23 protein-coding genes and 1 pseudogene are annotated in these 23,490 nt (G+C 66.2%); 9 read left to right on the forward strand and 15 right to left on the reverse strand.

Annotation, left to right across the window (positions count from 1 at the left end):
- Nucleotides 1–260: 260 nt before the first annotated feature.
- The 4 genes from HNS03_RS06435 (at nucleotide 261) to HNS03_RS06450 (ending at nucleotide 2,394) form a co-directional block, all read left to right on the forward strand.
- Nucleotides 261–914, forward strand: coding sequence for an RNA polymerase sigma factor (locus HNS03_RS06435; RefSeq protein ID WP_367193869.1), 654 nt, complete (start codon nucleotides 261–263; stop codon nucleotides 912–914).
- Nucleotides 915–977: 63 nt separating this feature from the next.
- Complete coding sequence (locus HNS03_RS06440) at nucleotides 978–1,427, forward strand: hypothetical protein (protein WP_367193870.1); 450 nt, start codon at nucleotides 978–980, stop codon at nucleotides 1,425–1,427.
- Nucleotides 1,424–1,906, forward strand: a complete 483-nt coding sequence (locus HNS03_RS06445; protein ID WP_367193871.1) for a periplasmic heavy metal sensor — start codon at nucleotides 1,424–1,426, stop codon at nucleotides 1,904–1,906. Before HNS03_RS06440 ends, HNS03_RS06445 begins: the two co-directional genes overlap by 4 nt.
- A 209-nt stretch (nucleotides 1,907–2,115) precedes the next feature.
- Complete coding sequence (locus HNS03_RS06450) at nucleotides 2,116–2,394, forward strand: DUF6460 domain-containing protein (protein ID WP_367193872.1); 279 nt, start codon at nucleotides 2,116–2,118, stop codon at nucleotides 2,392–2,394.
- Between the two features lie 177 nt (nucleotides 2,395–2,571).
- On the opposite strand, the gene HNS03_RS06455 is transcribed toward HNS03_RS06450, so the two are convergent.
- The 3 genes from HNS03_RS06455 to HNS03_RS06465 form a co-directional block, all read right to left on the reverse strand.
- On the reverse strand, nucleotides 2,572–3,171 hold the full coding sequence (locus HNS03_RS06455) for a putative glycolipid-binding domain-containing protein (protein ID WP_367193873.1): 600 nt from the start codon (nucleotides 3,169–3,171) through the stop codon (nucleotides 2,572–2,574).
- A 221-nt stretch (nucleotides 3,172–3,392) separates the two neighbouring features.
- Nucleotides 3,393–3,941 (reverse strand): translation initiation factor IF-3, encoded by a 549-nt coding sequence (infC, locus tag HNS03_RS06460; RefSeq protein WP_367193901.1) that lies wholly within the window; start codon nucleotides 3,939–3,941, stop codon nucleotides 3,393–3,395.
- Between the two features lie 225 nt (nucleotides 3,942–4,166).
- Nucleotides 4,167–5,318, reverse strand: coding sequence for a glycosyltransferase family 4 protein (locus HNS03_RS06465; protein WP_367193874.1), 1,152 nt, complete (start codon nucleotides 5,316–5,318; stop codon nucleotides 4,167–4,169).
- A 150-nt stretch (nucleotides 5,319–5,468) separates the two neighbouring features.
- On the opposite strand from HNS03_RS06465, the gene HNS03_RS06470 reads away from it, so the two are divergent.
- The gene (locus tag HNS03_RS06470) at nucleotides 5,469–6,248 is read left to right on the forward strand and encodes an alpha/beta hydrolase (RefSeq protein WP_367193875.1); all 780 of its coding nucleotides are present in this window, start codon (nucleotides 5,469–5,471) and stop codon (nucleotides 6,246–6,248) included.
- Between the two features lie 167 nt (nucleotides 6,249–6,415).
- On the opposite strand, the gene ubiB is transcribed toward HNS03_RS06470, so the two are convergent.
- Both ubiB and ubiE read right to left on the reverse strand, forming a co-directional pair.
- Nucleotides 6,416–8,002, reverse strand: a complete 1,587-nt coding sequence (gene ubiB / locus HNS03_RS06475; RefSeq protein ID WP_367193876.1) for a 2-polyprenylphenol 6-hydroxylase — start codon at nucleotides 8,000–8,002, stop codon at nucleotides 6,416–6,418.
- A 4-nt stretch (nucleotides 8,003–8,006) separates the two neighbouring features.
- Complete coding sequence (gene ubiE / locus HNS03_RS06480; RefSeq protein WP_367193902.1) at nucleotides 8,007–8,789, reverse strand: bifunctional demethylmenaquinone methyltransferase/2-methoxy-6-polyprenyl-1,4-benzoquinol methylase UbiE; 783 nt, start codon at nucleotides 8,787–8,789, stop codon at nucleotides 8,007–8,009.
- Between the two features lie 111 nt (nucleotides 8,790–8,900).
- Between ubiE and mutM the strand changes: the two genes are divergently transcribed.
- A complete protein-coding gene (gene mutM, locus HNS03_RS06485; RefSeq protein ID WP_367193877.1) occupies nucleotides 8,901–9,782 on the forward strand; it encodes a bifunctional DNA-formamidopyrimidine glycosylase/DNA-(apurinic or apyrimidinic site) lyase in 882 nt (293 codons plus the stop codon).
- 130 nt (nucleotides 9,783–9,912) lie between these two features.
- Complete coding sequence (locus tag HNS03_RS06490; RefSeq protein ID WP_367193878.1) at nucleotides 9,913–10,461, forward strand: hypothetical protein; 549 nt, start codon at nucleotides 9,913–9,915, stop codon at nucleotides 10,459–10,461.
- Between the two features lie 268 nt (nucleotides 10,462–10,729).
- Here the strand turns inward: HNS03_RS06490 and purH are convergent, their stop codons facing one another.
- The 4 genes from purH to htpX all read right to left on the reverse strand — a co-directional run bounded on the left by purH (nucleotide 10,730) and on the right by htpX (nucleotide 16,839).
- Complete coding sequence (gene purH / locus HNS03_RS06495) at nucleotides 10,730–12,346, reverse strand: bifunctional phosphoribosylaminoimidazolecarboxamide formyltransferase/IMP cyclohydrolase (protein ID WP_367193879.1); 1,617 nt, start codon at nucleotides 12,344–12,346, stop codon at nucleotides 10,730–10,732.
- 176 nt (nucleotides 12,347–12,522) lie between these two features.
- A complete protein-coding gene (locus HNS03_RS06500; protein ID WP_367193880.1) occupies nucleotides 12,523–14,268 on the reverse strand; it encodes a heparinase II/III family protein in 1,746 nt (581 codons plus the stop codon).
- Between the two features lie 220 nt (nucleotides 14,269–14,488).
- Nucleotides 14,489–15,868 carry a 16S rRNA (cytosine(967)-C(5))-methyltransferase RsmB gene (gene rsmB, locus HNS03_RS06505; RefSeq protein ID WP_367193881.1) on the reverse strand — a complete coding sequence of 460 codons (1,380 nt, stop codon included), beginning with the start codon at nucleotides 15,866–15,868 and terminating at the stop codon, nucleotides 14,489–14,491.
- Nucleotides 15,865–16,839 carry a zinc metalloprotease HtpX gene (gene htpX, locus HNS03_RS06510; protein ID WP_367193882.1) on the reverse strand — a complete coding sequence of 325 codons (975 nt, stop codon included), beginning with the start codon at nucleotides 16,837–16,839 and terminating at the stop codon, nucleotides 15,865–15,867. Before htpX ends, rsmB begins: the two co-directional genes overlap by 4 nt.
- A 123-nt stretch (nucleotides 16,840–16,962) precedes the next feature.
- Here htpX and HNS03_RS06515 point away from each other — a divergent pair, with 123 nt between their 5' ends.
- A complete protein-coding gene (locus HNS03_RS06515; RefSeq protein WP_367193883.1) occupies nucleotides 16,963–17,178 on the forward strand; it encodes a DUF1674 domain-containing protein in 216 nt (71 codons plus the stop codon).
- Here HNS03_RS06515 and HNS03_RS06520 read toward each other — a convergent pair.
- The 6 genes from HNS03_RS06520 to purU all read right to left on the reverse strand — a co-directional run bounded on the left by HNS03_RS06520 (nucleotide 17,136) and on the right by purU (nucleotide 22,949).
- Nucleotides 17,136–18,050: a DMT family transporter gene (locus HNS03_RS06520; protein WP_367193884.1), complete on the reverse strand. Its 915-nt coding sequence runs from the start codon at nucleotides 18,048–18,050 to the stop codon at nucleotides 17,136–17,138. The genes HNS03_RS06515 and HNS03_RS06520 overlap by 43 nt on opposite strands.
- Nucleotides 18,047–18,745 (reverse strand): gamma-glutamyl-gamma-aminobutyrate hydrolase family protein, encoded by a 699-nt coding sequence (locus HNS03_RS06525; RefSeq protein ID WP_367193885.1) that lies wholly within the window; start codon nucleotides 18,743–18,745, stop codon nucleotides 18,047–18,049. The genes HNS03_RS06520 and HNS03_RS06525 overlap by 4 nt, the downstream gene beginning before the upstream one ends.
- A complete protein-coding gene (locus HNS03_RS06530) occupies nucleotides 18,742–19,728 on the reverse strand; it encodes an amidoligase family protein (RefSeq protein WP_367193886.1) in 987 nt (328 codons plus the stop codon). Before HNS03_RS06530 ends, HNS03_RS06525 begins: the two co-directional genes overlap by 4 nt.
- Before the next feature lie 82 nt (nucleotides 19,729–19,810).
- Complete coding sequence (locus HNS03_RS06535) at nucleotides 19,811–20,251, reverse strand: VOC family protein (RefSeq protein ID WP_367193887.1); 441 nt, start codon at nucleotides 20,249–20,251, stop codon at nucleotides 19,811–19,813.
- Nucleotides 20,252–20,351: 100 nt separating this feature from the next.
- Nucleotides 20,352–21,929 carry an FMN-binding glutamate synthase family protein gene (locus HNS03_RS06540; RefSeq protein ID WP_367193888.1) on the reverse strand — a complete coding sequence of 526 codons (1,578 nt, stop codon included), beginning with the start codon at nucleotides 21,927–21,929 and terminating at the stop codon, nucleotides 20,352–20,354.
- 159 nt (nucleotides 21,930–22,088) lie between these two features.
- Complete coding sequence (purU, locus tag HNS03_RS06545; RefSeq protein ID WP_367193889.1) at nucleotides 22,089–22,949, reverse strand: formyltetrahydrofolate deformylase; 861 nt, start codon at nucleotides 22,947–22,949, stop codon at nucleotides 22,089–22,091.
- Nucleotides 22,950–23,156: 207 nt separating this feature from the next.
- On the opposite strand from purU, the pseudogene HNS03_RS06550 reads away from it, so the two are divergent.
- Nucleotides 23,157–23,490: pseudogene (locus HNS03_RS06550) on the forward strand (hypothetical protein); the annotation flags it as partial.

Genomic DNA, 23,490 nt, shown 5'->3' on the forward strand with positions numbered 1-23,490 from the left:
CGATCCTCCCGCCACTGCGGCGCGCGTTCGTGTCGTGGCGGCTGCCATACCACCGCCGCCACAGTCCTCACAAGGTACGCCCGCCGTCCGCGGGAGTGAACGCGCAATCGGCCGCGTAGGAGCCATCGGGGACGTGCGTTTTATGTTCATCACGGCTCGCAGCAAAACCGCCGCGACCGGGCTTGTCTGGATACGGGACGCGCGATCCTGCGCCTATTGTGCGGTCGTGCCCAGGAATGGACCCAATTTGCGAGGATTGGATGGTCGCCTTCGCGCACGCGGTCGTCGGACCGCTCACCCATCTTGAACGGCCGGCGACAGCAGTGGATACCGGGGCCCTCGACGACGGCGACACACGGCTCCTCGCGCGGATTGCGCGCGGCGAAGAGCGTGCGTTCGCGGAACTGGTCGCAAAGCATTCGGCACGCCTGCATGTGCTGGCACTGCGCTTCACGGGATCGTCCGCAGATGCCGACGACGTCGTCCAGGAGACCTTCTGGTCGGTCTGGCGCAACGCCTCCGGATTTCAATCGCGGGGGGTGAAAGTCTCGACCTGGCTCTACCGGATCGCGCTCAACCGCTGTATCGATCTCGACCGGCGGCGCAAGGTCCGCCGGCTGGTCGGCCTCGACACGGTTGCCGACCCCGTCGAGCCGGATCCCGGCGCGGAACACGGCACGGCGATGCGCTCCGAGCTAGCCGCCGTGGCCGCCGACATTCAGGATCTGCCGGCCCGCCAGCGCGCCGCGATCCTTTTGGCCGCGTCCGGTGAAGCCGGCACGGCCGATATCGCCGACAAGCTCGGCATCAGCGATGGCGCCGCCGAACAGCTTCTCGTTCGCGCGCGCCGGACGCTGAGGAAAAAGAAACAAACGCGCGAGGCCGCCGGCGCGGATGTCGGTACCGGCGCATGACACACTGTGACGACAAGCAGGCCGGCGAGCCCTCGGGCCCGAGCCTGTGGAGGTTCTAAGAGGATGACGCGCTTTACGCTGTCGGATCTGGAGGCCCTTTTGGACCGCTACGGAGCGGATCCGCACGCCTGGCCGCGCGGATCCGCCGACCGGGTGACGAAACTCTGCGCAGACGACGCGGCCGCCCGCGCGCTGATGGAGGCGAGCCGCGCTCTGGACGCCGACCTTGCCGCTCTGACGCGGGCCGAACCGGCCGACGCCGCCCTGATCGGCCGGGTCCTTTCCAGCGTCCGCGACCGCCGGGCCGCCGGCACCTCGCTGATGGCTTTTTTCACGCCGGTGCGGATGGCCGCCCTTGCCGGCGCGATGGTCGGTTGCATCGCGCTTGGCGCCACGCTGGGCCTGATGGTCGACCAGTCGAGTCAATCCTCCCAATTCCAGGGCGAGGAGGTCGCAAGCCTGGTGCTCGGCGTCGGCAGCGACTTCACCTTCGAAACGGAGGAGAGCCTGTGACCCTCCGTGGCTCCTGGGCGATCGGCGTGCTGGTCGCGCTTGCCGTCTCGCTCGCCATCAACTTCACCCTCGGCGGATTCGTGACCGCGCGCATGTTCGGCCCGCATCCGCCTCGCGGTGGCTTTCACTCGCTGATGGGCGATCGCCACTATCCGCCGCAAATGCGCGAGGCGATCCGCCGCGAGCTGTTCGACGATCCGCAAGTGAAGGAGCGGCTGCACGCGCTGCGCCAGGCGCGCAAGGATATGTTCGCCGCCATGCGCGCGGATCCTTACGATCCCGCCGCACTGAAGACCGCCCTCGACGAGATCCAGGCGAACACGACCGCGCTGCAGCATGCCGGACATGCGGCCCTGGAGCGCATCGTCGCGGAAACGCCGGCCGATGTCCGTGCCGAAATCGGCTGGCGGCGGCGCTCGGACGACCATCATCGGGGCGGTCCGCCCCGTGACGAGCCACCGTCGCAATCACCTGAATGACGGTCGCGCGGAGCGTTGAGAGAAAGGAACGAGGGGAATGGAGGGAGACGGCAAAGGCCTCCCCGGCTTTGCCGAACCCGAAAGGACTTGTGTGCCGGTCGCACGTCCCCTTGAAATCGCCATCCTGTAGCCCTTGATAGGGCAATCAAATCGGACCTTGCTTGGCGAGGTCCGCCCGCACCGCGTCCACACACCACCGGAGACCCGTCATGACCGACAGGCCGACTCGCACGCGCCGCTTCCTGGGCGGATCGCTGGTGCCGGTGCTGCTGAAGCTCGTGGTGCTCTGCTTCCTGGTCGGAATTTTGCTGGCGAGCCTTGGCTTTACGCCGGAAGCTCTGATCTACGGCCTGAGGCGATGGCTATCCCACCTTCCCGAGATGGGCTGGGACGCGATCGTGGAGGGCGGCCGCTACGTCGCCCTCGGCGCCATCATCGTGATCCCGATCTGGCTCGTCGTTCGAATCATGGAATCGACTCGGCGCTAAACCCGCTCTGTCTTTCACGGAATCGCAGAACGGTTCTTACCCTTTGTTTTAACGCGCTTCCGAACAGCCAACCGGTGCACGGCCTTCTGAACCGATCGCGATCTCGGCCGCGGACGGTGGCGTTTCTGCCCCGGGCGCGACGTCAACGAGGTTGAGAGCCCTCGTTTTCTCCCCGCCTCAGACCAGACGGCGCACCCGGTCATCGATCTCCAGAACGAAGCCATCGCCATCGACGCGGACGGACCACTCCCGGCCGGCGTTGGGGTCCTCGTAGCGATAGGCATCGAGCGGACGCACGCAGCTCAGTCGGCGACGCGCACGCACGGCAATCGTGCGATCCGAGGCCAACGAGACCACGTCCAGGTCCACGCTTTCCCCGGCCGACAGACCCAATCGGCGGATCATCGGCGTCAGGCTGAACGCGGTGTCGTCGAACTCCAGGTCGACACAGCCGGCCAGCTCGTCGAGCGGAAGCCCATGGCCGTCGGTCCATCGGCCGGAGCCCTGGGACTGAAGCCGCACCGGCTCGAAAGTGCCGAGCGGCCTGAGCTCGAACAGGCGCACGGTCCACCCGGTATCCAACAGGAAACGGAAGGTAAGCCCGATCGGGTTGTGACCGGTTCCACCGGAGACCAGCCCTTCCACCTGCCGGGCCTCGCCATGGCGGTCATAGGACAGGATCTCGGTAGAGCTCGGCGGGCCGACATGCTCGAAGCGGAAGCGACGGTCTTCCTGATCGGCGGCCCAGTCGTCGGGCAGTGACATCGTGGCGGGCATGGTCCGACCTCCGTTCTTGAGGCTCCGGCCGGACATCCATGCGGGTCAGATCCGGCAATCCGGAGCGGACGATGTGGAGTTCGTCACCACTGAGGATTGCCGCCATTCGCGGCAATCCAATGGCAAGGCGCCGAAGATATGACGCCCCTGAAAAATCAAGGAGCGAAATGGGACATGCCAGAGGGCGCCCATTCCGCTCCCGAACAGTCAATGGCCTGCGATCACCGCTGCTGCGGGATCGGCGCCAGCACCATCACCATCTGCCGGCCTTCCAGGCGCGGCTCGGACTCGACCTTGGCGAAGTCTTCCGTCTCGGACTTGACCCGATTGAGAAGATCCATGCCGAGCTCCTGGTGCGCCATCTCGCGCCCGCGGAACCGCAACGTCACCTTGACCTTGTCGCCTTCGTCGAAAAAGCGCTTCATCGACCGCATCTTCACGTCATAGTCGTGCGTGTCGATGTTCGGGCGCATCTTGATTTCCTTGACCTCGACGGTCTTCTGCTTCTTGCGCGCCTCGGAAGCCTTTTTCTGGCTCTGATATTTGTACTTGCCGAAATCGAGGATCTTGCAGACCGGCGGGTCCGAGTTCGGCGCGATTTCGACGAGATCGAGGCCGCTTTCCTCAGCAAGCGCCAGGGCCTCGTCGATTTCGACGATCCCGCGGTTGCCGCCGTCGGCGTCGACGAGCTGGACACGGGGAACGCGGATATCGGAATTGATGCGCGGCCCTTCCTTGGTGGGCGGCGGAGCACGGTGCGGACGGCGAATGGTATGAGTCTCCTAAGTTGTTCCGGGAACGACGGTGCTTCGTGCGGTCTCAGTGCGGCCGGCGGAAAGAACGCTCGTAGCCCCGCACGCAACGCGCCGAGGCACTCAACCCGATTTTTCCACCCATCACGAAAGCGACACGCTCAAGATCGGAGCTTTGTTCCCTAAAGTCAACGGCATATAGGGGGTGAAGATCCGCAAAACCCCAAGCAGCCCGCGGTTTTCTTATTCGATCAGCGATCGATAGACCGCAATCGTGCGCTCCGTCATCGCCGCAAGCGAAAAGGAGCGCTCCACATGGGCCTTGGCCCGTGCCGCAAGGGCGGCGCGCGCCGACGGATCGAGGTCGAGCGTCGCGTCGAGCGCCGCGGCAAGCGCCGTCGGGTCGCCCGCCGGCACTTTCCATCCCGTACGGTCGCCTTCGTCGACGTCCGGCGGTGCGACGACGGTCTCCTGAACGGCCCCCAGATCGGAAACCACGAGCGGCTTGCCGGCGGCCTGGGCCTCGACCGCCGCGCGGCCGAAGGCTTCCGGCTCCGTGGAGGCCACCACCACCACATCGGCAAGGGCCATGGCGGCGGGCACGTCGTCGCAATGGCCGGGAAGCAGCACCCGCCCGTCCAGCCCATTCGCGACAATCCGGGACTTCAATTCGCTCAGATAGGCCTCGCGGCCCTGTGCGTCGCCGGCCAGCACCGCAACCCAATCGTCGCGCGCCGCCAGTTCCGCCAGCGCGTCGATCACCACGGTCTGGCCTTTCCAGCCGGTGAGGCGCGCAAGCTGCAGGATCACCTTCTTGTCCGCGCCGATCCCCCATGCCTGACGTAGCCGCTCGGCCCGCGCGGGGCGATCCGGGGCGGCGAACGCGCCGAAATCCGTTCCGCGATGGATCGTCACGATCCGGCCGCTGGCAAAGGGGTGGCGAGCGCGGATCAGGTCCGCGGTATATTCGGAGTTCGCGATCACGACATCGCCGCGCGCCATCACCGAATTGTAGGCGCCTTTCAGCCGGCTCTTTTGATTGTAGGCACCGTGATAGGTGGTGACGAAGGGCCGACCGGTGCGCCGGGCCGCCAGCAGCGCCGACCAGGCCGGCGCGCGCGAGCGGGCGTGAATGATGTCCACCCCCTCCGCCTCGACGATCTCCGCCAGGGCACCGACGTTCCGCCAAAGCTTGAGCGGATTCTTGGTCTTCGCCGGAAAGCGGCGATACTCCGCGCCGGTCGCGATCAGTTCCTCCACCAGCCGCCCGCCGTCCGCCAGCACGATCGCGCGCCAGCCCTCCGCCGCGATCCGCGCGGCCACGTCCACCGCCGTGCGTTCGGCGCCACCGGTGTGAAGCTCCGGGACGATTTGAAGAATGGTCGGGCGCGGCACGGCGGGGACTCAAAAATGAGAGAGCGAGAGGGGTTGGCGTCCGGACGGTCGGATCAGGTAGTGAAGGGCGGACGATAGAGCAATTTCAGCAAAAGCGGGAACCGATTTTGCGCCCGAAATTGCGTCGAAACAAAGGGTTAGGTCAGAAGAATGAGCGAGACGACACCAGAGTGGCTTTCCGTCGGAGACCCGTCCGATGCGCGGCGGATCGCCGTGCGCAATCGGCCCGGTGCGGAGCCCCGCGTGCTCTGGCTCGGCGGTTTCATGTCCGACATGAAAGGCACCAAGGCCGAGGCGCTCGACGAATGGGGCGAACGGGCCGGCCGAGCGGTGACCCGCTTCGACTATTCCGGCCACGGCGAATCGGAAGGTCAGTTCGTCGACGGCACCATCTCGCGCTGGCTGGAAGAGGCGGAGGCGGTGTTCGAGGCCTACTGCCCCGGCCCGACCATCCTGATCGGCTCGTCCATGGGGGGCTGGATCTCGCTTCTGCTTGCCCAGCGGTTGAAGGCCAAGGGACAGGCCGACCGGCTCGCCGGCATGGTGCTGATCGCGCCGGCTGCCGATTTCACCGAGACGCTGATGTGGGCGGCCTTTCCCGACGACGTTCGGGAGACGATCATGACCGAAGGTGTCTGGAACCGGCCTTCGCCCTACGGCGAAGCGCCCTATCCGATCACTCGAGCGCTGATCGTGGATGGGCGGCGCCACCTGCTCTACACCGACCAGGCGATCGAGACCGGCTGTCCGGTCCACATTCTGCAGGGTGTCCGGGACGAGGACGTGCCGTGGACCCATGTCACCGATCTGGTCTCCCGGCTTGCCCGCGACGACGTCGTGCTCACCCTCGTCAAGGACGGCGATCACCGACTGTCGCGGCCGCAGGATATCGAACGGCTGATCGCCGCCGTCGAGGGGATTTCGGAGTAGAGCAAGTCACGAGAAATGGCGACTGATTTCCCTGGAGGCATATTCCGCTCACGCTGGCTCGCTCGGCTCGCGGCTTCGCGAGGACGGCCTTCCGACCGGTACGCCGTCGCGCACCGGCTTTGCATTTGGAACCCGATCAATAAAAGATCAGTTCGGCTTTTCGCGGATTACCCGAACACGACCGAAATCGCGATCGCGAGCAATGACAGCGCGCCCACCCACAACGCCGCCTGGCGCGAGCGGGTCCGGCGCGCTTCGGCCTCGGCAATCGCGTCCACCGTCTCGGCGGCAAGCGTGAGCCCGGTTTCCGCCATGCCGGAAAAACCCTGGCTCATGCGGGTGAACTTCTCCACGAAATCGGGAAACTCCGCCATCAGGCGGGCGAGCGCGGACAGCCCTTCGCCGGCCTCCTGCAACCGCCGCGCCGGGCCGATATTGGTCTCCACCCAGCTTCGCATGACCGGCTCGGCGACGTGCCACATATCCAACTTGGGATCTAGCGAGCGGGCGACGCCCTCAACCACCACCATGGTCTTTTGAAGCAGGATCAGCCGCGGCTGGGTCGACATGGCGAACAGCTCCGTCACCTCGAAAAGCTGGGTGAGAAGCCGCGCCATGGAGATATCCTTGGCGGTCTGGTCGCGGATCGGCTCGCCGATCGCCCTCAGTGCCTGGGCGAACACGTCCGGGTCCTGATCGGCGGGCACGTAGCCGGCCTCGAAATGGACCTCTGCGACCATCTTGTAGTCGCGCGTGATGAAGCCGTAGAGAATGCGCGCAAGGAACGAGCGTTCCGCCGCATTGAGCCGTCCGGTGATGCCGAAATCCACCGCCACCAGCGTCCCGTCCGGCTCCACGAACAGGTTGCCGGGATGCATGTCGGCATGAAAGAATCCATCGCGCACGGCATGGCGCAGGAACGACTGCATCACCGTCTCGGCGAGGCTTTCCAGATCGATGCCGGCGGCCTCGATCGCCGCGATCTTGGAGAGCTTGATGCCCTCGATCCATTCCATCGACAGGATGGTCTTGGACGTGCGCGGCCAGTCCACGGAGGGCACCCGGAACCCCGGATCCTCCCGGCAATTCTCCGCCATTTCCGAAAGCGCCGCAGCTTCCAGCCTCAGATCCATCTCCAGATGGACGGACCAGGCGAGCGTGTCGACCACGGCGACCGGGCGCAGCCGGCGCGCATGCGGCACGAACCGCTCGATCATGCGGGCGGCGAGATAGAAGCTCTCCAGATCGCGTGCGAACCGGCCGGCGACACCGGGGCGCAGCACCTTCACGGCGACCTGCTGCTCCTCCCCGTCCCGGTTGAGCACGGTGGCACGATGAACCTGGGCGATGGAGGCCGCCGCCACCGCCGGCCCGAACGCCACGAACGCCTCCTCCACCGGTCGCCCGAGCCCTTCCTCGACTGCCTTGTGGGCCGCCTCCTCGGAGATCGGCGGCACCTCGTCCTGCAGCTTGGCGAGTTCGGCGGCCGCATCCGAGCCGACCACGTCGGCCCGGGTCGCCAGGAACTGGCCGAGCTTGACGTAGGACGGACCGAGCCGGTTGAGCGCCTGGGTCAATCGCGCGGCGGCGTCGGTGCGCTTCACCCCGCGCCGCTCCACCAGCCGGGCGGTGCGGATCGCAAACCGGGCGGAGGGCGGCAGATCGGGCAGAACGGCAAGTCCGAACACGCCTTCTCGGGCGAGCACGAAGCCCGCGTGCAGAAGCCGCAGGAACGGCGCGATCCGAGGCGCCATCAGGTCAAACCTTGAAGCCGGAATGGATCATGGCGATGCCGCCCGACAAGGCGCGGTAGCTGACCCTTGAGAAGCCGGCTTCCTCGATCTCGAAGGCGAAGCGATCGGGGATCGGGAAGGTGCGGATCGATTCCACCAGATATTGGTAGGGCTGGTCGTCGCCGGTGATCGCGCGGCCGAGCGGCGGGATCACCTTGAACGAATAGGTGTCGTAGACCTCCTTGAGCATCGGCAGATCCACAGGCGCGAACTCCAGGCACATGAACCGGCCGCCGCGCTCCAGCACCCGATAGGCTTCCGACAGGGCGGCGGCACGGTCCGGCACGTTGCGGATGCCGAAGGCGATCGTATAGGCGGCATGGGTGCGCTCGGCGAACGGCAACGCTTCGGCGTTCGCCTGGACAAAGCGCGCCCGGTCGTCGAGATGGCGCTTTTCGGCGCGCTCCGCCCCAACGCCCAGCATCGCCCCGTTGATATCGGCAACGGTGACGCTCACGCCCGGCCCGCCGCGATTGAGGATACGGAAGGCCACATCGCCGGTACCGCCGGCCACGTCGAGCACGCGGTAGGCGCTGCGGCCCGCCTTCGGCGGCGAAAGCCAGCTCACCATCGCGTCCTTCCAGGCGCGGTGGAGACCGCCGGACATCAGGTCGTTCATCAGGTCGTAGCGGCGGGCGACGCGATGGAACACATCATCGACGAGGCGTTGCTTGTCGCCGGCGGCGACCTGGCGGAACCCGAACGGCAGCTCCCGTTCCCTCAGCCCGCGTGTCTCCGTGTCGCTCATTGTCCTCAACCCTTTCTCGGCGAACGATAGCCGCGCGGCATTCCGCCCGCTATGATCGGCGAAGCGGCCCTGTCCCGCTGCCGCCCGTTCGTCTTCCTTGCCGACGTTGTGATGCCCGAGCTTCCAGAAGTCGAGACCGTGCGGCGCGGAATAGCGCCGCACCTTGTCGGACACGTGATCCGATCCGTCGAGCAGCGTCGCCCGGACCTGCGCTTTCCGTTTCCCGAAGGCTTCGTCACCCGTCTATCGGGCCACGAAGTGACCGAACTCGGGCGACGCGCGAAATATCTGCTGGCGCGCCTCGACGACGGAACCGTGCTCTTGATGCATCTCGGCATGTCGGGATCGTTCCGCATCGAATCGTCCGGCGCCAACGCCATGCCGGGCGATTTCCACCTCGCCCGCTCCAAGAATCCGGTCCACGACCACGTCGTGTTCCTGCTCGATGACGGCACCCGCATCATCTACAACGATCCCCGCCGCTTCGGCTACATGACGCTGATCGCACCCGATGCGCTCGCCGTCCACCCGCTCTTGAAGGATCTCGGCGTCGAGCCTGTGGGCGAGGACCTGACCGGTGCCTATCTCGCCGCCCGATTCGCCGGCAAGGCGACCTCGCTGAAGGCGGCCTTACTCGACCAGCGCCTGATTGCAGGCCTCGGCAACATCTATGTCTGCGAGGCGCTGTGGCGGGCCAAGCTGTCGCCTCGGCGCGCGGCGGGCACGATCGCAAAGACCGACGGGACAGCCACGGTCCGCGCCGACCGGCTCGCCCATGCGATCAAGGCCGTGATCGCGGACGCCATCGTGGCCGGCGGCTCGTCCTTGCGCGACTATGTCCGCGCCGACGGCTCGCTGGGCTATTTCCAGCACACCTTCGCCGTCTACGATCGCGAGCACGAGCCCTGCCTGCGCGAAGGCTGTCGTGGAACGATTAAGCGGATCGTGCAGACTGGCCGCTCGACCTTCTTCTGTCCGGAGTGTCAGCGTTAAAGCAATTTCGAGGGAAAAGTGGGAACCGGTTTTCCGTCCGAAATTGCGTCAAAACAACAACTTAGATCCACCAAGCGTTGAGCGGTGTGAGGATAGACTTACCCTTCCAAAGAACGCGAGAGGAGAGACCATGACAGCCGTTTCCCGAACCGCCCGACCCCGTTTTGCCCGCCGGGCGCTGCAGCTCCTGGCGATCGCCCCGTTTCTGATGGTCGCATCGGCAGCCCATGCCCAGTCCGCCATCACCGTCAAGCCGCTCTCCGACGATGAATGCACCGCACTGGCCAAGGAACTCAGCAACCGCAGCGGCGTCTCGGTGGACATGGTCGTCGGCAGTGCTGATTCCTACCTGTTCACCAATGTCGGTGGCACGGCATGCCTGTTCTCCGGAACCGCGACCGGGATCTCCAAGAACCTGGAAAACCTGTCCAAGATCGCCGGCGGCTTCGAAGGCTGGACCCGCGACAACGCCTACGATGCCGACGGTCCCGACGGCACGAACGCCGCCTTCACGCGCGGACAGGATTGGTTCGCGGTCTCCGTCTCAGCCGAACCGCCGTCGGGAGAGTGCGAGGACGTGATGATTTCCGACTGCAAGGCGCCGAAGGAGAAGTGGACCTGGACCGTATCCGGCATCGCCTTCACGGCTCCGGCTTCCTCGGTCAAGCCGGAGTTCTGAGCCGGCCCGGACTCAATCGGCACAACCGCGAAGCCAGCGCGCGCCCGTCAAAAGTCACTCCGTCCACTCCGGCGAAAGCCGGAGCCCAGGGCGGGGTTCGCCGGCGCTGATCGTGTCGTGCCGGATTCCGGCCTGCGCCGGCATGAGCGAAGATTGGGGCGGACGTCCGTCAGTAGTCCGCCCGCCAGCGCGCGCCCAGGCGCCGACTTTGCGTTCTTCCCCCGCAATCCCGGACGGAAAACCGGTGCCCACTTGGTCTGGAAATGCTCTAGTGCCGGAAATGCCGGACGCCGGTGAAAACCATGGCGATACCGGCCTCGTCGGCCGCCTTGATAACCTCATCGTCGCGCATGGAACCGCCCGGCTGGATAACCGCCGTGGCCCCGGCTTCGATGGCCGCCAAAAGGCCGTCGGCAAACGGGAAGAAGGCATCGGAAGCGACCACCGAGCCACGGGTCAGCGGCTCTGCGACACCCGCCGCCTCCGCCGCATCGGCCGACTTACGCGCTGCGATCCGCGCCGAATCGACCCGGCTCATCTGCCCGGCACCGACACCCACGGTCGCCCCTTCCTTCACGTAGACGATCGCGTTCGACTTGACGTGCTTGGCCACCCGCCAGGCGAATTTCAGATCCGCCCATTCCTGGTCGGTGGGCGCGCGCTTGGTCGCGACCTTCAGATCGCAATCCTCCACGACCGCCCCGTCGCGATCCTGAACCAGAAAGCCGCCGGCCACCGACTTCACCAACGGCGTACGCGAGCGCGGGTCCGGCAGGCCGTCGGTCAAAAGCAGACGCAGATTCTTCTTCGCGCCGACGATCGCGATCGCTTCCTCGCTCGCGCCCGGCGCAATGATGACCTCGGTGAAGATCTCCGTGATCGCCTTGGCGGCCTCGACATCGAGTGGCCGGTTCAAGGCGACGATGCCCCCGAAAGCCGATACCGGATCGCAGGTGAGCGCCTTCTTGTAAGCCTCGACGAGGCTTGCCCCTTCCGCCACGCCGCACGGGTTGGCGTGCTTGATGATGGCAACCGCGGCCGTGCGCGCCGGATCGAATTCGGCGGCGAGTTCGAAAGCAGCGTCGGTATCGTTGATGTTGTTGTAGGAGAGCGCCTTGCCCTGCACCTGGCGGGCCGTCGCCACGCCCGGCCGACTTGCGCCGGTGGCGTAGAAGCCGGCCTTCTGGTGCGGGTTTTCGCCGTAGCGCATCTCGGAGATCAGCTTGCCGCCGAGCGAGACCCAGGTCCGGTCCGGATTTTCCTCTTCGCCGGCGAACCAGGTGGAGATCGCCGCGTCGTAGGCTGCCGTGCGCGCATAGGCCTTGCCGGCAAGCCGGCGACGAAGCGCGAACGAAAGCTCGCCGCCGCCATCCGCAAGGGCATCGAGGACGGGACCGTAGTCGGCCGGATCGACCAGCACGGTCACATAAGCGTGGTTCTTGGCGGCCGCCCGGATCATCGCCGGGCCGCCGATATCGATCTGCTCGACCACCTCGCGCGCCGGCGCGCCGGAAGCGACCGTCTTCTCGAACGGATAGAGGTCGATCACCAGTAGATCGATCGGATCGATGTTGTGCTCGGCCATCTGGGCGGCGTGCTCCGGCTCGTCGCGAATGCCGAGCAGGCCACCATGAACCAGCGGATGCAGCGTCTTCACCCGGCCACCGAGAATCTCCGGAAAGCCGGTCACGTCGGAGACGTCGGTGACCGCGACGCCGGCCTCAGACAGCGTCCGCGCGGTGCCGCCGGTCGACAGGATCTGAACGCCGCGCGCGGCAAGGGCGGCCGCGAACTCCGCGACACCGGTCTTGTCGGACACCGAAATCAGGGCGCGCCGGACGGCAACACGATCGGGCAAGGGCACGGACGACGGCGAGGCCACCATGAGACGGTCCTTTCTCAGAGCGTGTCCGGGCGAAGTGGGAACCGGTTCGCCGTCCGGAAACGCATCAAGACATTGATTTGAAGCCGCTCAGCAATGCGAGGAAAGGCGGAGCGGCGGGGATGCGAGAGGCCGGTAGCACACTTTCCCTCAAAACCGGAAGCGGCGGCCGGACGCGATCACAGAAGAAGCGGCTCGGTGGGGGTCTCCTCGCCGGAACGCTTGCGCGGCCGGACGCGATCGGCCTCCTTTTCCAGCCGCCACGTCACCTCGGTCGCCCCGGCCACGCGGCCGTAGAGCACGATCTGGCTGGAGCGCCGCATCCCGTGCGCGCCGGCCAGAAACACCGTCTCCTCCAGCTCCGGCTCGATCTCGTCGGCGACGAACCGCCAGGCCGAGCGGTCCGGACAGACCAGAAGCACGCTGCGCCCATTCTGGCTGCGGTTGGCCTTGATCTGGGGATGGAGATGAAAGCGCACGGCGAACGAGGTCCGCTCCCCGGCGCCCGACGTGGCGGGCTCCAGCCGGTCGCGGCCCATCACGATGCGCCCGCTGATGTCCATCACGAGGGTGCGTTCGTGGGTCAGGCCGTAACCCGCCAGATAACCATCGTGTTCGGCGACCACCGCAACCTGGTCGGGATCGTCCTCGCGCCTGGTCTCCACGTGCCGGGGACCGGCATGGAGCAGCGGACCGAGACGGGCTCCGATGCCATGATTCGGAAGGATCCGGGCCGACGAGGTGTCGTCGACCACCAGCGTGGAATGTGCCGCCGTGGAGCGCGCCACGGCGCGCCAGACCGCGCGCCCACCCGCCGGCATACCGCAATTGACGATGATCCGGTTGCCGCCGTCGGACATCTCGAAGGACAGGCACCCGGCGTGCGCCTGACGGGCGAAGCGCAAGGGCGGCGGCACCCCGGTATCCATCAGCACGACGGCCTCACCCGCGTCGATTCTCTGATAGCCGGAATGGCGGGCGTGGCTTGGCGCCGTACCGCGCGAATCGTCGTAGGCGAGCACGGTGGCAACCAGGTCGGTCTCGGTCGCGCCCATGCCGTTGAACAGGCCGAACGCACCATCGCCGTGGCGGAAGAAGCGCAGCATCGGCATCATCCGGTCGATCGCCTCGCCGACCGTGGCGGACGGCGTCGTGCCACGCACCGACAAAGCCTGCCGAATCGGCAACAGGTCGATCAGGATTTCCAGAATGACACCGGGATGGCGTGAAATATGCCCGCCATCGGGCAGGATCTGGACGGCGAGTTCCCGGTCCAGCGCCCGCATCGCCCAACGGGCAAGCCCGGGTTGGTCGGCAATCGCTGCCGCCGCCGCCGTCAGCGCCAGGACGATCCGCATGCGCGGCAAGCCGTCCTCCGCGCGCGGAAAAGCGCAACGAAGCTGGTGCACATGCCGGCCGATCGCCTTCAGAAAGCGCTGATAGAAGGCGTGGTCGCAGTCTTCCAGGATCAGCGGCGATTGGGACAGCCAGGACAGAAGCCGGCGAGCCGCGACCGAATCGTCCCAAGCGACCGGCGGCAACTTGGAGCCGAGCTTGATCCACTCGTCCACCAGCGCCCGAGCATTGGAGCGCGATAGGGTGGAATCGGAGGCGCGCAAATGGCGCAACCAGGAGAAGCCGTGCAGCGCCCGGGCCCACTCAATCGAAGGTGGTTCGATAAGGAAAGGAGATTGGCCGCCGACATCGACGGCATGCCCGGCAAAGGTGAACAGACCGGCATAGATATCCGTCGCGACCGTCGGGTCAGCCGTGCGCACGTCCTGCGGTGCGATCACCAACCGGGTCGGCGTCGACTGGGCCAGCGGGCCGATGAGGTCCCACCTGCTCGGCAGATGCGACCCGATGGTCTTTCTGATGGCGAGCGACCAGAGTTGCCCCCAGTCGGAACCGGTGCGTGTCGCCATTGACGGGGTGTTTGCTCCCGGAAATCCAAAGGTCTCGCGGCTCGCGCGATTCGAGCGCGCCGTCGCCGCACCACCCTAGGGTTTCCCCCCTGAAATGCGAAGGGCCCGAAAGCTTGTTTGCCAAGAAGATATTCGCGCAAGCTTGCGCAGGCGGTTAAGCGCGTTTTCTGCGCAACAGGGTGCGCAACCACGGCGGACGGCGCGCAACCGCTGCCCAGGCTCAGCCCTGCTTGATCAACCGTGCGGCGAAAAAGCCGTCGAGACCGGAAAGCCGCGGCTCCTCCTCGTTCGGCCATTGGCTCGGGAGCGTGCGCAGGAAGCCGTCCGCCGTCATCGCCTCCTCAAGCCCCGGAAGCTCGGAGGGCGACACCGGCGACACGTGGAGATCGGTCCTGTCGGCAAGCAGGGACGCGATCTGCATCTCGCCCTCTTCCGGCTCCAGCGAACAGGTGGAGTAGACCAGCGTCCCGCCCGGGCGCAGCCACTCCACGGCGCGGCGCAAAAGCTCCGCCTGCAAGGCCGCCAGCCGGTCTATGTCCGCCTCGCGCTTCAGCCAGGCCACGTCCGGTTGTCGCCGGATCGTCCCCGTCGCCGAGCAGGGCGCGTCGAGCAAAATGCAATCGAACGGTTCACTCGGCTCGAAGCGGCGGAGATCCGCCGTCACCATCTCCGCGGAAAGCCGAAGCCGGGCGAGATTCTCCTTCAGACGGGTCATCCGGGTCGGGCTGGAATCCACAGCCGTCACCCACGCCCCCGCGACAGCGAGCTGGGCCGTCTTGCCACCGGGAGCGGCACAAAGATCGGCCACGCGCTTGCCCGCCACATCGCCGAACAGACGGGTCGGCAAGGCGGCCGCGGCATCCTGGACCCACCAGACCCCCTCCGCGTAGCCGGGGCGCTCGCCGATCGGGCCGCCCTGCGGCGTCCGCACGGTGCCGGTCGGCAGGACCACGCCGCCAAGACGTTCGGCCCAGACCTCCGGCTCGCCGCGCACCGTGACATCGAGTGCGGGCTCAATGCCATGCGCGGCCGCAATTGCGCGCGCAGTCGGTGCGCCATAGCTGCGCAACCAGCGCGCAAACAGCCAATCCGGCGTGTTGGCGACGGGCGCGTCGATATCGGCCAGCAATGCCTCGCGCTCGCGCCCGGCCCGCCGCAGCACGCCGTTGACCAGGCCGGCGAACCCGGCTGACGACGCATGGGCCTTGGCAAGCGCCACGGAGGAGTTCACCGTCGCGTGGTCGGGCACGTCGAGGAACAAAAGCTGCACCAAACCGAGCCGAAGCAGCGATCCGGTGCGCGCCGCCGATGTCGGCAGCGGCCGGTGAACGAGAGCGGCGATCACCGCCTCGATCTCGCCCTGGTGGCGCAGCGCCGTCGCCACGAGATTGCGCACGAAGGCACGGTCGCGCAGATCCAGCGCCTCGAACCGCCGGAGGATCGACTTTTCCTCCAGAACGGCGTCCAAGCCCTCCCGATCGCGGGTCAGCCGCTCCAGCACATCAAGAGCCAGGGCGCGCGAGGACAAGCCCGGCGCCTGGTCACGCAAGGGCGGACGGCGGCCGGGCGACGGCTTACGGCGAGCGGGCGAATTCGTCATCCCCACGGCCCGCGCCGTCCACCGCCGGTGCGCGGGACAGAGCCCGATCGCGGCACCGAGCCACGGCTGGAGCGCACCCCTTCACCAACCGGACCGCCGCGGCCCAGCGCGGCGCCCTCGCCCTGCCCCATCTCGCTGGCCAGCTCCTCAAGGGCGGCCACCCGATTGGCCGTGCTCGGATGGGTGGAGAAGAGATTGTCCATGCGCTGCCCGGACAACGGGTTCACGATGAACATCGGCGCGGTCGCCGGATTGTGCTCCGCCTCCGGGTTCGGGATCTTCCGGGCGCCGGCTTCCAGTTTCTCCAGCGCCGAAGCAAGCCATAGCGGCTGACCGCAGATCTCCGCGCCGGTGCGGTCGGCGGAATATTCGCGGGTCCGGCTGATCGCCATTTGCACCAGCATGGCCGCAAGCGGCGCCACGATCATCGCAACCAGCACGCCAATGAAGCCGAACGGATTGTTGTTGTCCCGCGACCCGCCGAAGAAGAAGGCGAAATTGCCGAGCATGGAGATCGCGCCGGCCAGCGTCGCGGTGATGGTCATGGTCAACGTATCGCGATGCTTCACGTGGGCGAGCTCATGGGCCATCACGCCGGCGACCTCCTCTCGCGACATCATCCGCAAAAGCCCGCGGGTCGCGGCGACAGCCGCATTCTGCGGGTTGCGGCCGGTCGCGAACGCGTTCGGCTGGTCCTCGTCCAGAATGAACACGCGCGGCATAGGAAGCTCCGCCCGTGCGGCCAACTCCTTGACAAGATTATAATACTCCGGCGCCGACTGGGCGTCGACCTCGCGCGCCCGGTGCATTCTCAGCACCATCTTGTCGGAGTTCCAATAGGAGAAGATGTTCATGCCGGCAGCGATCACGAACGCGATCATCATGCCGGACTGGCCCCCGATCAGGAAGCCGATCCCCATGAACAGCGCCGTCAGCGCGGCAAGCAGAAGCGCGGTACGAAAAAAATTCATGATCGCGATTACCCTGACAGTCCAATCCGCGCCGGCTGGGGTTTGAAGGTCCGCGGCCGAGCGCTCTATAAATGGTCGCGCCCGCACCGGCGGGCAAGCCGAAGCGACACGGAAGCGTAGACAATGGCCGATCAAACCCCACCGACTGATGACGCCACGCCGGCCGAGCCGAACCCGAAACCACTCACCGAAGCCGCCAAGCGCGCGCTTGCGGAGGCGGAAGCTCGCCGCCAGGCCACCGCTCAGGAGGACCGGCCGAAGGAAATCGGCGGCCGCGACGGTCTGGAACCGGTGCGCTACGGCGACTGGGAAGTCAAAGGCAGAGCCTCCGACTTCTGAGCCAATCGTCTGGCCCGCCGCGCGCCGGAAAGCCGCCACCAGGCGTGCAGCGCGAGGGTGGCGAGCAGGATGCCGCCACCGATCAGGGCGTGGACCGTCGGCGCGATACCGACCACCAGCCACACCCAGATCGGCCCGAGCACGGTTTCCAGAAGCATGATCAGGCTGACTTCCGCAGCCGTGATGTAGCGCGGGCCTTGGGTGATCAGCGCGAACGAGACGGGTACGACGATCAGGACCAGGATTCCGGCCCAGAGGATGTCCGCCCCGCTCAAAAATTCCGAACCGCGGAACGGCGCGGCGACAGCCGCGACGATCAGGCCCGAGATCGCATAGAGCAGCCAGACGTCGCCCACCTTCAGCCGACGGATCAGCGTGAAGGCGAGACCGAGTGAAATCGGCACCGCGGCGGCAATGAAGTCGCCCGAAAGCTGCCCACCGCCGCCGAGATGGGCCGACATCATGATCGCCACGCCCGACAAGCCCGCGACGATGGCAATCGCAGTCGAGGGCACGATCCGTTCGCCCAGCAGAATCCGGCTCGCGATCGCCGCGACCAACGGCGTGGCCGCGACCATCACCAGGACATGGGCGGGATTGGTGGTCGCCACGCCACCAACGAAGCCAAGCTGACAAATGGCGAAGCAGACCGACACCAATAGGCCCGTCGGGCCGGCGCTGCGCAGATAGGCCAGCACACCCCTACGATGGCGCACCATCCCCATCAGACTCAGCATCACAAAGATGCCGACCCCGCGCCAAAACACGATCGTCATCGGTTCCGCCGACATCAGCCGGATGAGCATGGCATCGGGCGACAGGATCAGCACCCCGAGCCCGGTCAGCATGGTCCCCTTGAGCTGATTCGTCATCGCCCCTTCGCCCCGCTTGAAAACCGCGCCGCCGCCTTGACCAGCGCCCGAAACAGGCGGCGCTGCGAACGCTTGAAGATCAGGAGTTCCGGGTGCCACTGCACCCCGATCCTGAGCGGCCCGTCTGTGGCCTCGATCGCCTGAACGATCCCGGCCCGGTCGCGCGCCACCACCTTCAGGCCGTCCCCCAGCCGATCGATCGCCTGGTGATGCAGCGCGTTGACCCGAAACCAGCCGAGCTTCACCACCCGGGCGAGCCGGCTTCCCGGCTCGATCGTAACGGTCTTGCGCGGCAGCACCGTGCGCAAGCGCGGCGGCGGCGGGTCGAGAGAATAGATATCCGAGATCAAGGTGCCTCCCGAGGCGACGTTCAGCATCTGCGCACCACGACAGATTCCGAGAACCGGAATCGCGCCCTGCAGGACGCTTTTGAGCAACGCCGTCTCAAGCGCGTCCCGGTCAGGATCGAGCCGCACGTCCGGCAGAATCTCGCCACCATAAAGCTGCGCGGAAATATCGTCGCCCCCACCGACGATGAGGCCGTCCAGCCGGCCGGCCAGCGCAGCAACGTCGTCGCCCGGGACGATCCGGATCGAGCGCGCGCCGACCAGGCGAAGCGCGAGCGCCGTCATCAGGTAGCTGCGCCAGCCTCCCCGTTTCGATGTCGAGACGCCGATGGTGGGCCGTCGGCTCACGCCATCACCTTGTCGACCATCCTATCCCAGTCCGGTTCGCCAGCCAGCCAGGCGGCCCGCCAGCGCCGCCATGCCCGCCCCAAAAGCTTCAGCCGGTGAGGATCGGCCGCAAGCTCTTCGACCCGGACCCAACGGTTCCACTCCGTCGCGATCGACCAAGACGGATCGCCGAGGCGGGCATCCGGCAGCCGATAGTGAAAAGCCGGCCGCACCGCCTTTTGGGGATGGCCGAGCGCACGCGCAACGGCAGCCGCATCAAGGCTCGCCAACAGCGGCAAGAGGTCCAGGTCGCGGTGCTTGGACGGATTGGCCTCGCAATAGGCGGCGATGAAGGTCTGCGTGCCGATATCGTCCGGGGCGGTCACCACCCAGTCGACGAACTCGGTCGGAAACGGATCGATGAAAGGCAGGAGCGCACGGGTCGGGTCGATCCCCATCCGGCGCCGCAGCCACGGCGAGACTAGAAGAAAGGCCCGGAAAATCGGCAGGATGGTCGACATCTCGCGGCGCGGCGTTTCGATGTTGAGATGCAAGCCGAACGCATAGGGCGCCCATTCCGTCGTGCCCTGGGCGCCCGCCGCCGACAGCATGGACACGAGACCGTCGATCTCCGGCAGCTTGCGGTACGGAATCGGGGGGGCGATGAGCTCGGTCGGCACAACGATGGAGGCGACGCGGCCGAACGCCTCGCGCATGGCAAGATCGGTCGGTCCGGAATGGCTCTCGGGATGGGCGTAACGGCTGTCGAGCTCGATCTTGAAGGTACCGAGCGCGGTATCCGTCACCGACCAGCGATGGGGATCGGACGCGCTGATCTCGCCGCCGAGCCGAGCCTGCACCAGCCGGGCGACATCGGCGGTGTCGAGGCCTGCGAACTCGACCTCGACTCCGACCTGTCGGGGAGCACCCCCCACACCCGTCGGCCAAGGCGGATCACGCGGCGCAATCCGTGCCTGAGATCCGTTTCGGCCGAACACTGCCATCCCGTCCGCGTTGCGCCCTTCGATTGAATCGAGGAGAGAAGCCAGAGCCGGCGCCAGAGTTCCACCGCGCCGGCTCGCAGCCTTACCAGGTCCCGGTGTTCTCCATCGACGCCCAGGGCTCGGCGGGTTGCCGGGCATCGCCCTTTTGCAGAAGCTCGATGGAGATGCCGTCCGGCGATTTGACGAAGGCCATCATGCCGTCGCGCGGCGGGCGATTGATGGTCACGCCGGCGTCCATGAGAGACTGGCAGGTGGCGTAGATGTCATCAACCCGATAGGCCAGATGACCGAAATTGCGACCACCCTTGTAGTCTTCCGGATCCCAATTGTAGGTGAGCTCCACCATCGGGGCTTGGTCCGCTTCGGCGCGCGCCATGTCGTCGGGCGCGGCTAGGAAAATCAGCGTGAAGCGGCCCTTGTCGCTGTCGACCCGCCGGACTTCCTTGAGACCCAGCTTGCCACAATAGAAGTCCAGCGATTCGTCGATGTCGCGAATGCGCACCATCGTGTGCAGATACTGCATGCCGTCTCCTTGATGTCTTCGTCGGGCACCTGTTCCGACCAGATGACGCCACCTGGCCGGACAGACGGCCTATTGGTCGATCGGACCTGGAGCGACCGGATCAGAAGGTGTCGACGCTCGCCAAGTCCCAGTGCGGCTTATAGTAGCCGTGGATGTCGTTGCCGAGAAAGTTGCCCGGCGGTACGAAGTCATAGATCTCGGCGTAATTCTTCTCGGTCTGGTCGGCAACACGGCGATAGATATGGCGCGGGCCGAGATGGTCCACATCGGAAAGCCCGATCGCACCCACGATCTCCAGAAGGCTCTTGATCGTGGCGCGGTGATAGTTGGCGACATGGGTCTGGCGCAGCTCCACGTCCACCGCCCTGGCCCGGCCCGGATCCTGGGTCGCGATGCCGGTCGGGCAGGTGTTGAGATGGCAGCGCAGCGCCTGGATGCACCCGAGCGAGAACATCATGGTGCGCGCGGCATTCACCAGATCGGCGCCGAGCGCGATCTTCAGGACCATGTCGAAGCCCGACACGGTCTTGGCGCTAGCGATGACCTTGATGTCGTCGCGCAGGCCGCAGCCGACCAAACAGTTCTGAACGAAGACGAGCCCCTCCAGGATCGGCATGCCGAGCCGGTCGGAATATTCGATCGGGGCGGCCCCAGTGCCGCCCTCCGCACCGTCGACGGTGATGAAGTCCGGCTTGATGCCGGTTTCCATCATCGCCTTGCAGATTCCCATAAATTCCTTACGCCGGCCGATGCAGAGCTTGAAGCCCACCGGCTTGCCGCCGGAGAGCTCGCGCAATTGCTGCACGAACTCCAAAAGGCCGCGCGGGGTAGAAAATTCCGTGTGAGCCGGCGGCGAGATGCAATCGACGCCCATGGGAATGCCGCGGATTTCGGCGATTTCCGGGGTGATCTTGGCGGCAGGTAGCACGCCGCCGTGGGCAGGCTTGGCGCCCTGGGATAGCTTGATCTCGATCATCTTGACCTGATCGAGAACCGCCTTCTCGCCGAATTGCGTCGGATCGAAGCGACCGTCGGACGTGCGGCAGCCGAAATGGCCCGTTCCGATCTGCCAGATCAGATCTCCGCCGCCGGCCTTGTGGTAGGGGCTGAGGCCGCCCTCGCCGGTGTTGTGGGCGAAACCGCCGAGCCGAGCTCCGTTGTTGAGCGCCAGGATGGCATTGGCGCTGAGCGCTCCGAAGCTCATGGCGGAAATATTGAGGCGGGAGGCCGAATACGGCTTCGCACAGGCGGGCCCTCCGACCATCACCCGGCTCTCCGCCTCCGACACCACCTTGGGCGCCAGCGAGTGGTTCGCCCGATGATAGCCGACCTCGTTGACGTCGTACTGGGTGCCGAACGCGAGCGCATCCGGCTTGCCCTCGGCGCGCTCCGTCACGAGGTCGCGCTGCAGCCGGTTGAACGGACGGCCGCTGGAATTCGTCTCGATGAAATATTGCCGAATGTTCGGGCTGATGAACTCGAACGCGTAGCGCAGATGCCCGATGACCGGATAGTTGATCAGGACGTTGTGGCCGGACAGGAAGATGTCGTAGAGGCCGAGCAGCACCAACGGCAAAACGACGATGAACAGCCAGAAAAGCGGGTGGGCGATGCCGCCCGCCGCGCTCACCACGACGACCGCAACGATCGCCGAGATGTAGAAGATTGTACGGACCATGCCTCCCCTCCTGTCTGCCGCGCGCCGGTCAACCCGTTCGGCACGCAGTCTCATTTATCGGCGCAGCACCGAGATTCGAATTTCTCCAGTGATAGGCGATCCGAAGGCCGGGCAGAAGCCCGGTCAAGGCAGGGGCTGACAGGAATCGCCGAACAGGCGTCAGGGACGAAAGACAACGGTTTTCACGCCGTTGGGGAACACCCGGCGCTCGGCGTGGAACTTCACCGCGCGCGCAAACACGCGCGCCTCGATATCGCGGCCGATCGCCACCAGTTCGTCGGCGGAGTTGGCGTGGCTCACGCGCTCCGCGTCCTGCTCGATGATCGGGCCTTCGTCGAGATCGGAGGTAACGTAGTGGGCGGTGGCGCCGATCAGCTTCACACCGCGCGCATGGGCCTGATGGTACGGCTTGGCCCCCTTGAAGGCGGGCAGGAAGGAATGGTGAATGTTGATGAGGCGCCCGGAAAGCTGTTTGGAAAGCGCCTCCGAGAGGACCTGCATATAGCGGGCGAGCACTACCAGCTCGGCGCCGGATTCCGCCACGATCTCCAGAAGCCTGGCCTCGGCCTCGGCCTTGGTGTCGCGGGTGACGGGCACGTGGTGGAACGCAATGCCGTTCATCTCCGCGATCGGCTTGGCCTCGGTATGGTTGGACACCACGGCCACGATCTTGACCGGCAGCGCGCCCATGCGCTGGCGATAGATCAGATCGAGCAGGCAATGATCGAACTTGGAGACCATCACCAGGATCGGCAGGAGCGCGGTGGCGTCGTGCACGCCCCAGTCCATCCCGTAGCGCTTGGCGACCGGCGCGAGGGCTGCCGTGACGTCCTCACGAGTGACGCCGGCGGGCGCGGCAAACTCCACGCGCATAAAGAACAGGCCGGTCTCCGGATCGCCGAACTGGGCGCTATCGAGAATGTTGCAGCCGGAGTTGGCGAGCGTGCCGGCAATGCCGGCGACGATCCCCGGCTTGTCTTCACAGGAAAGGGTGAGGAGCAGGCGGGCAGGGTCGGTCATGAGTGCACGCGAAGCCGGCTTTCGTGGCGGGATTAATCAGCGCTGGCACATGGCAGAATTCCGCCCGCGCCGCAACTCGCCACCGGCGAGCTAGCGAAGATTCTTGTCGGCGCGACTCGGGACCCAGGTCCGCTGCGCCATTTTCGCAAAACAGCGCGCGACCGCGTGCCGGTCTCTATTGTCCCGAGTCTCCCGGACCGCGAACCGGTGCCCACTTTTCCTGGCTTTGCCGGTTCCTTCCTCGCAAAGCCGGACGGAAAACCGGTGCCCACTTTTCCTGGCTTTGCCGGTTCCTTCCTCGCAAAGCCGGGCGGAAAACCGGTGCCCACTTTTCCTGGCTTTGCCGGTTCCTTCCTCGCAAAGCCGGACGGAAAACCGGTGCCCACTTTTCCTGGCTTTGCCGGTTCCTTCCTCGCAAAGCCGGGCGAAAAACCGGTGCCCACTTTTCCTGGCTTTGCCGGTTCCTTCCTCGCAAAGCCGGACGGAAAACCGGTGCCCACTTTTCCTGGCTTTGCCGGTTCCTTCCTCGCAAAGCCGGGCG

It is taken from the genome of Amorphus sp. 3PC139-8 (assembly GCF_040750475.1).
GTDB lineage: Bacteria > Pseudomonadota > Alphaproteobacteria > Rhizobiales > Amorphaceae > Amorphus.

Bases quoted from the DNA above. Each gene is read 5' to 3' on its own strand.
- HNS03_RS06500 (WP_367193880.1), bottom strand. From the start codon at position 14,268: ATGGCGACACGCACCGGTTCCGACTGGGGGCAACTCTGGTCGCTCGCC.
- HNS03_RS06455 (WP_367193873.1), bottom strand. From the start codon at position 3,171: ATGCCCGCCACGATGTCACTGCCCGACGACTGGGCCGCCGATCAGGAA.
- rsmB (WP_367193881.1), bottom strand. From the start codon at position 15,868: ATGACGAATTCGCCCGCTCGCCGTAAGCCGTCGCCCGGCCGCCGTCCG.
- ubiB (WP_367193876.1), bottom strand. From the start codon at position 8,002: ATGGCGCCTCGGATCGCGCCGTTCCTGCGGCTTCTGCACGCGGGCTTC.
- htpX (WP_367193882.1), bottom strand. From the start codon at position 16,839: ATGAATTTTTTTCGTACCGCGCTTCTGCTTGCCGCGCTGACGGCGCTG.
- HNS03_RS06440 (WP_367193870.1), top strand. From the start codon at position 978: ATGACGCGCTTTACGCTGTCGGATCTGGAGGCCCTTTTGGACCGCTAC.
- purU (WP_367193889.1), bottom strand. From the start codon at position 22,949: ATGACCGACCCTGCCCGCCTGCTCCTCACCCTTTCCTGTGAAGACAAG.
- HNS03_RS06470 (WP_367193875.1), top strand. From the start codon at position 5,469: ATGAGCGAGACGACACCAGAGTGGCTTTCCGTCGGAGACCCGTCCGAT.
- ubiE (WP_367193902.1), bottom strand. From the start codon at position 8,789: ATGAGCGACACGGAGACACGCGGGCTGAGGGAACGGGAGCTGCCGTTC.
- HNS03_RS06535 (WP_367193887.1), bottom strand. From the start codon at position 20,251: ATGCAGTATCTGCACACGATGGTGCGCATTCGCGACATCGACGAATCG.
- HNS03_RS06450 (WP_367193872.1), top strand. From the start codon at position 2,116: ATGACCGACAGGCCGACTCGCACGCGCCGCTTCCTGGGCGGATCGCTG.
- HNS03_RS06515 (WP_367193883.1), top strand. From the start codon at position 16,963: ATGGCCGATCAAACCCCACCGACTGATGACGCCACGCCGGCCGAGCCG.
- HNS03_RS06540 (WP_367193888.1), bottom strand. From the start codon at position 21,929: ATGGTCCGTACAATCTTCTACATCTCGGCGATCGTTGCGGTCGTCGTG.
- HNS03_RS06530 (WP_367193886.1), bottom strand. From the start codon at position 19,728: ATGGCAGTGTTCGGCCGAAACGGATCTCAGGCACGGATTGCGCCGCGT.
- HNS03_RS06435 (WP_367193869.1), top strand. From the start codon at position 261: ATGGTCGCCTTCGCGCACGCGGTCGTCGGACCGCTCACCCATCTTGAA.
- purH (WP_367193879.1), bottom strand. From the start codon at position 12,346: ATGGTGGCCTCGCCGTCGTCCGTGCCCTTGCCCGATCGTGTTGCCGTC.
- HNS03_RS06490 (WP_367193878.1), top strand. From the start codon at position 9,913: ATGACAGCCGTTTCCCGAACCGCCCGACCCCGTTTTGCCCGCCGGGCG.
- HNS03_RS06520 (WP_367193884.1), bottom strand. From the start codon at position 18,050: ATGACGAATCAGCTCAAGGGGACCATGCTGACCGGGCTCGGGGTGCTG.
- mutM (WP_367193877.1), top strand. From the start codon at position 8,901: ATGCCCGAGCTTCCAGAAGTCGAGACCGTGCGGCGCGGAATAGCGCCG.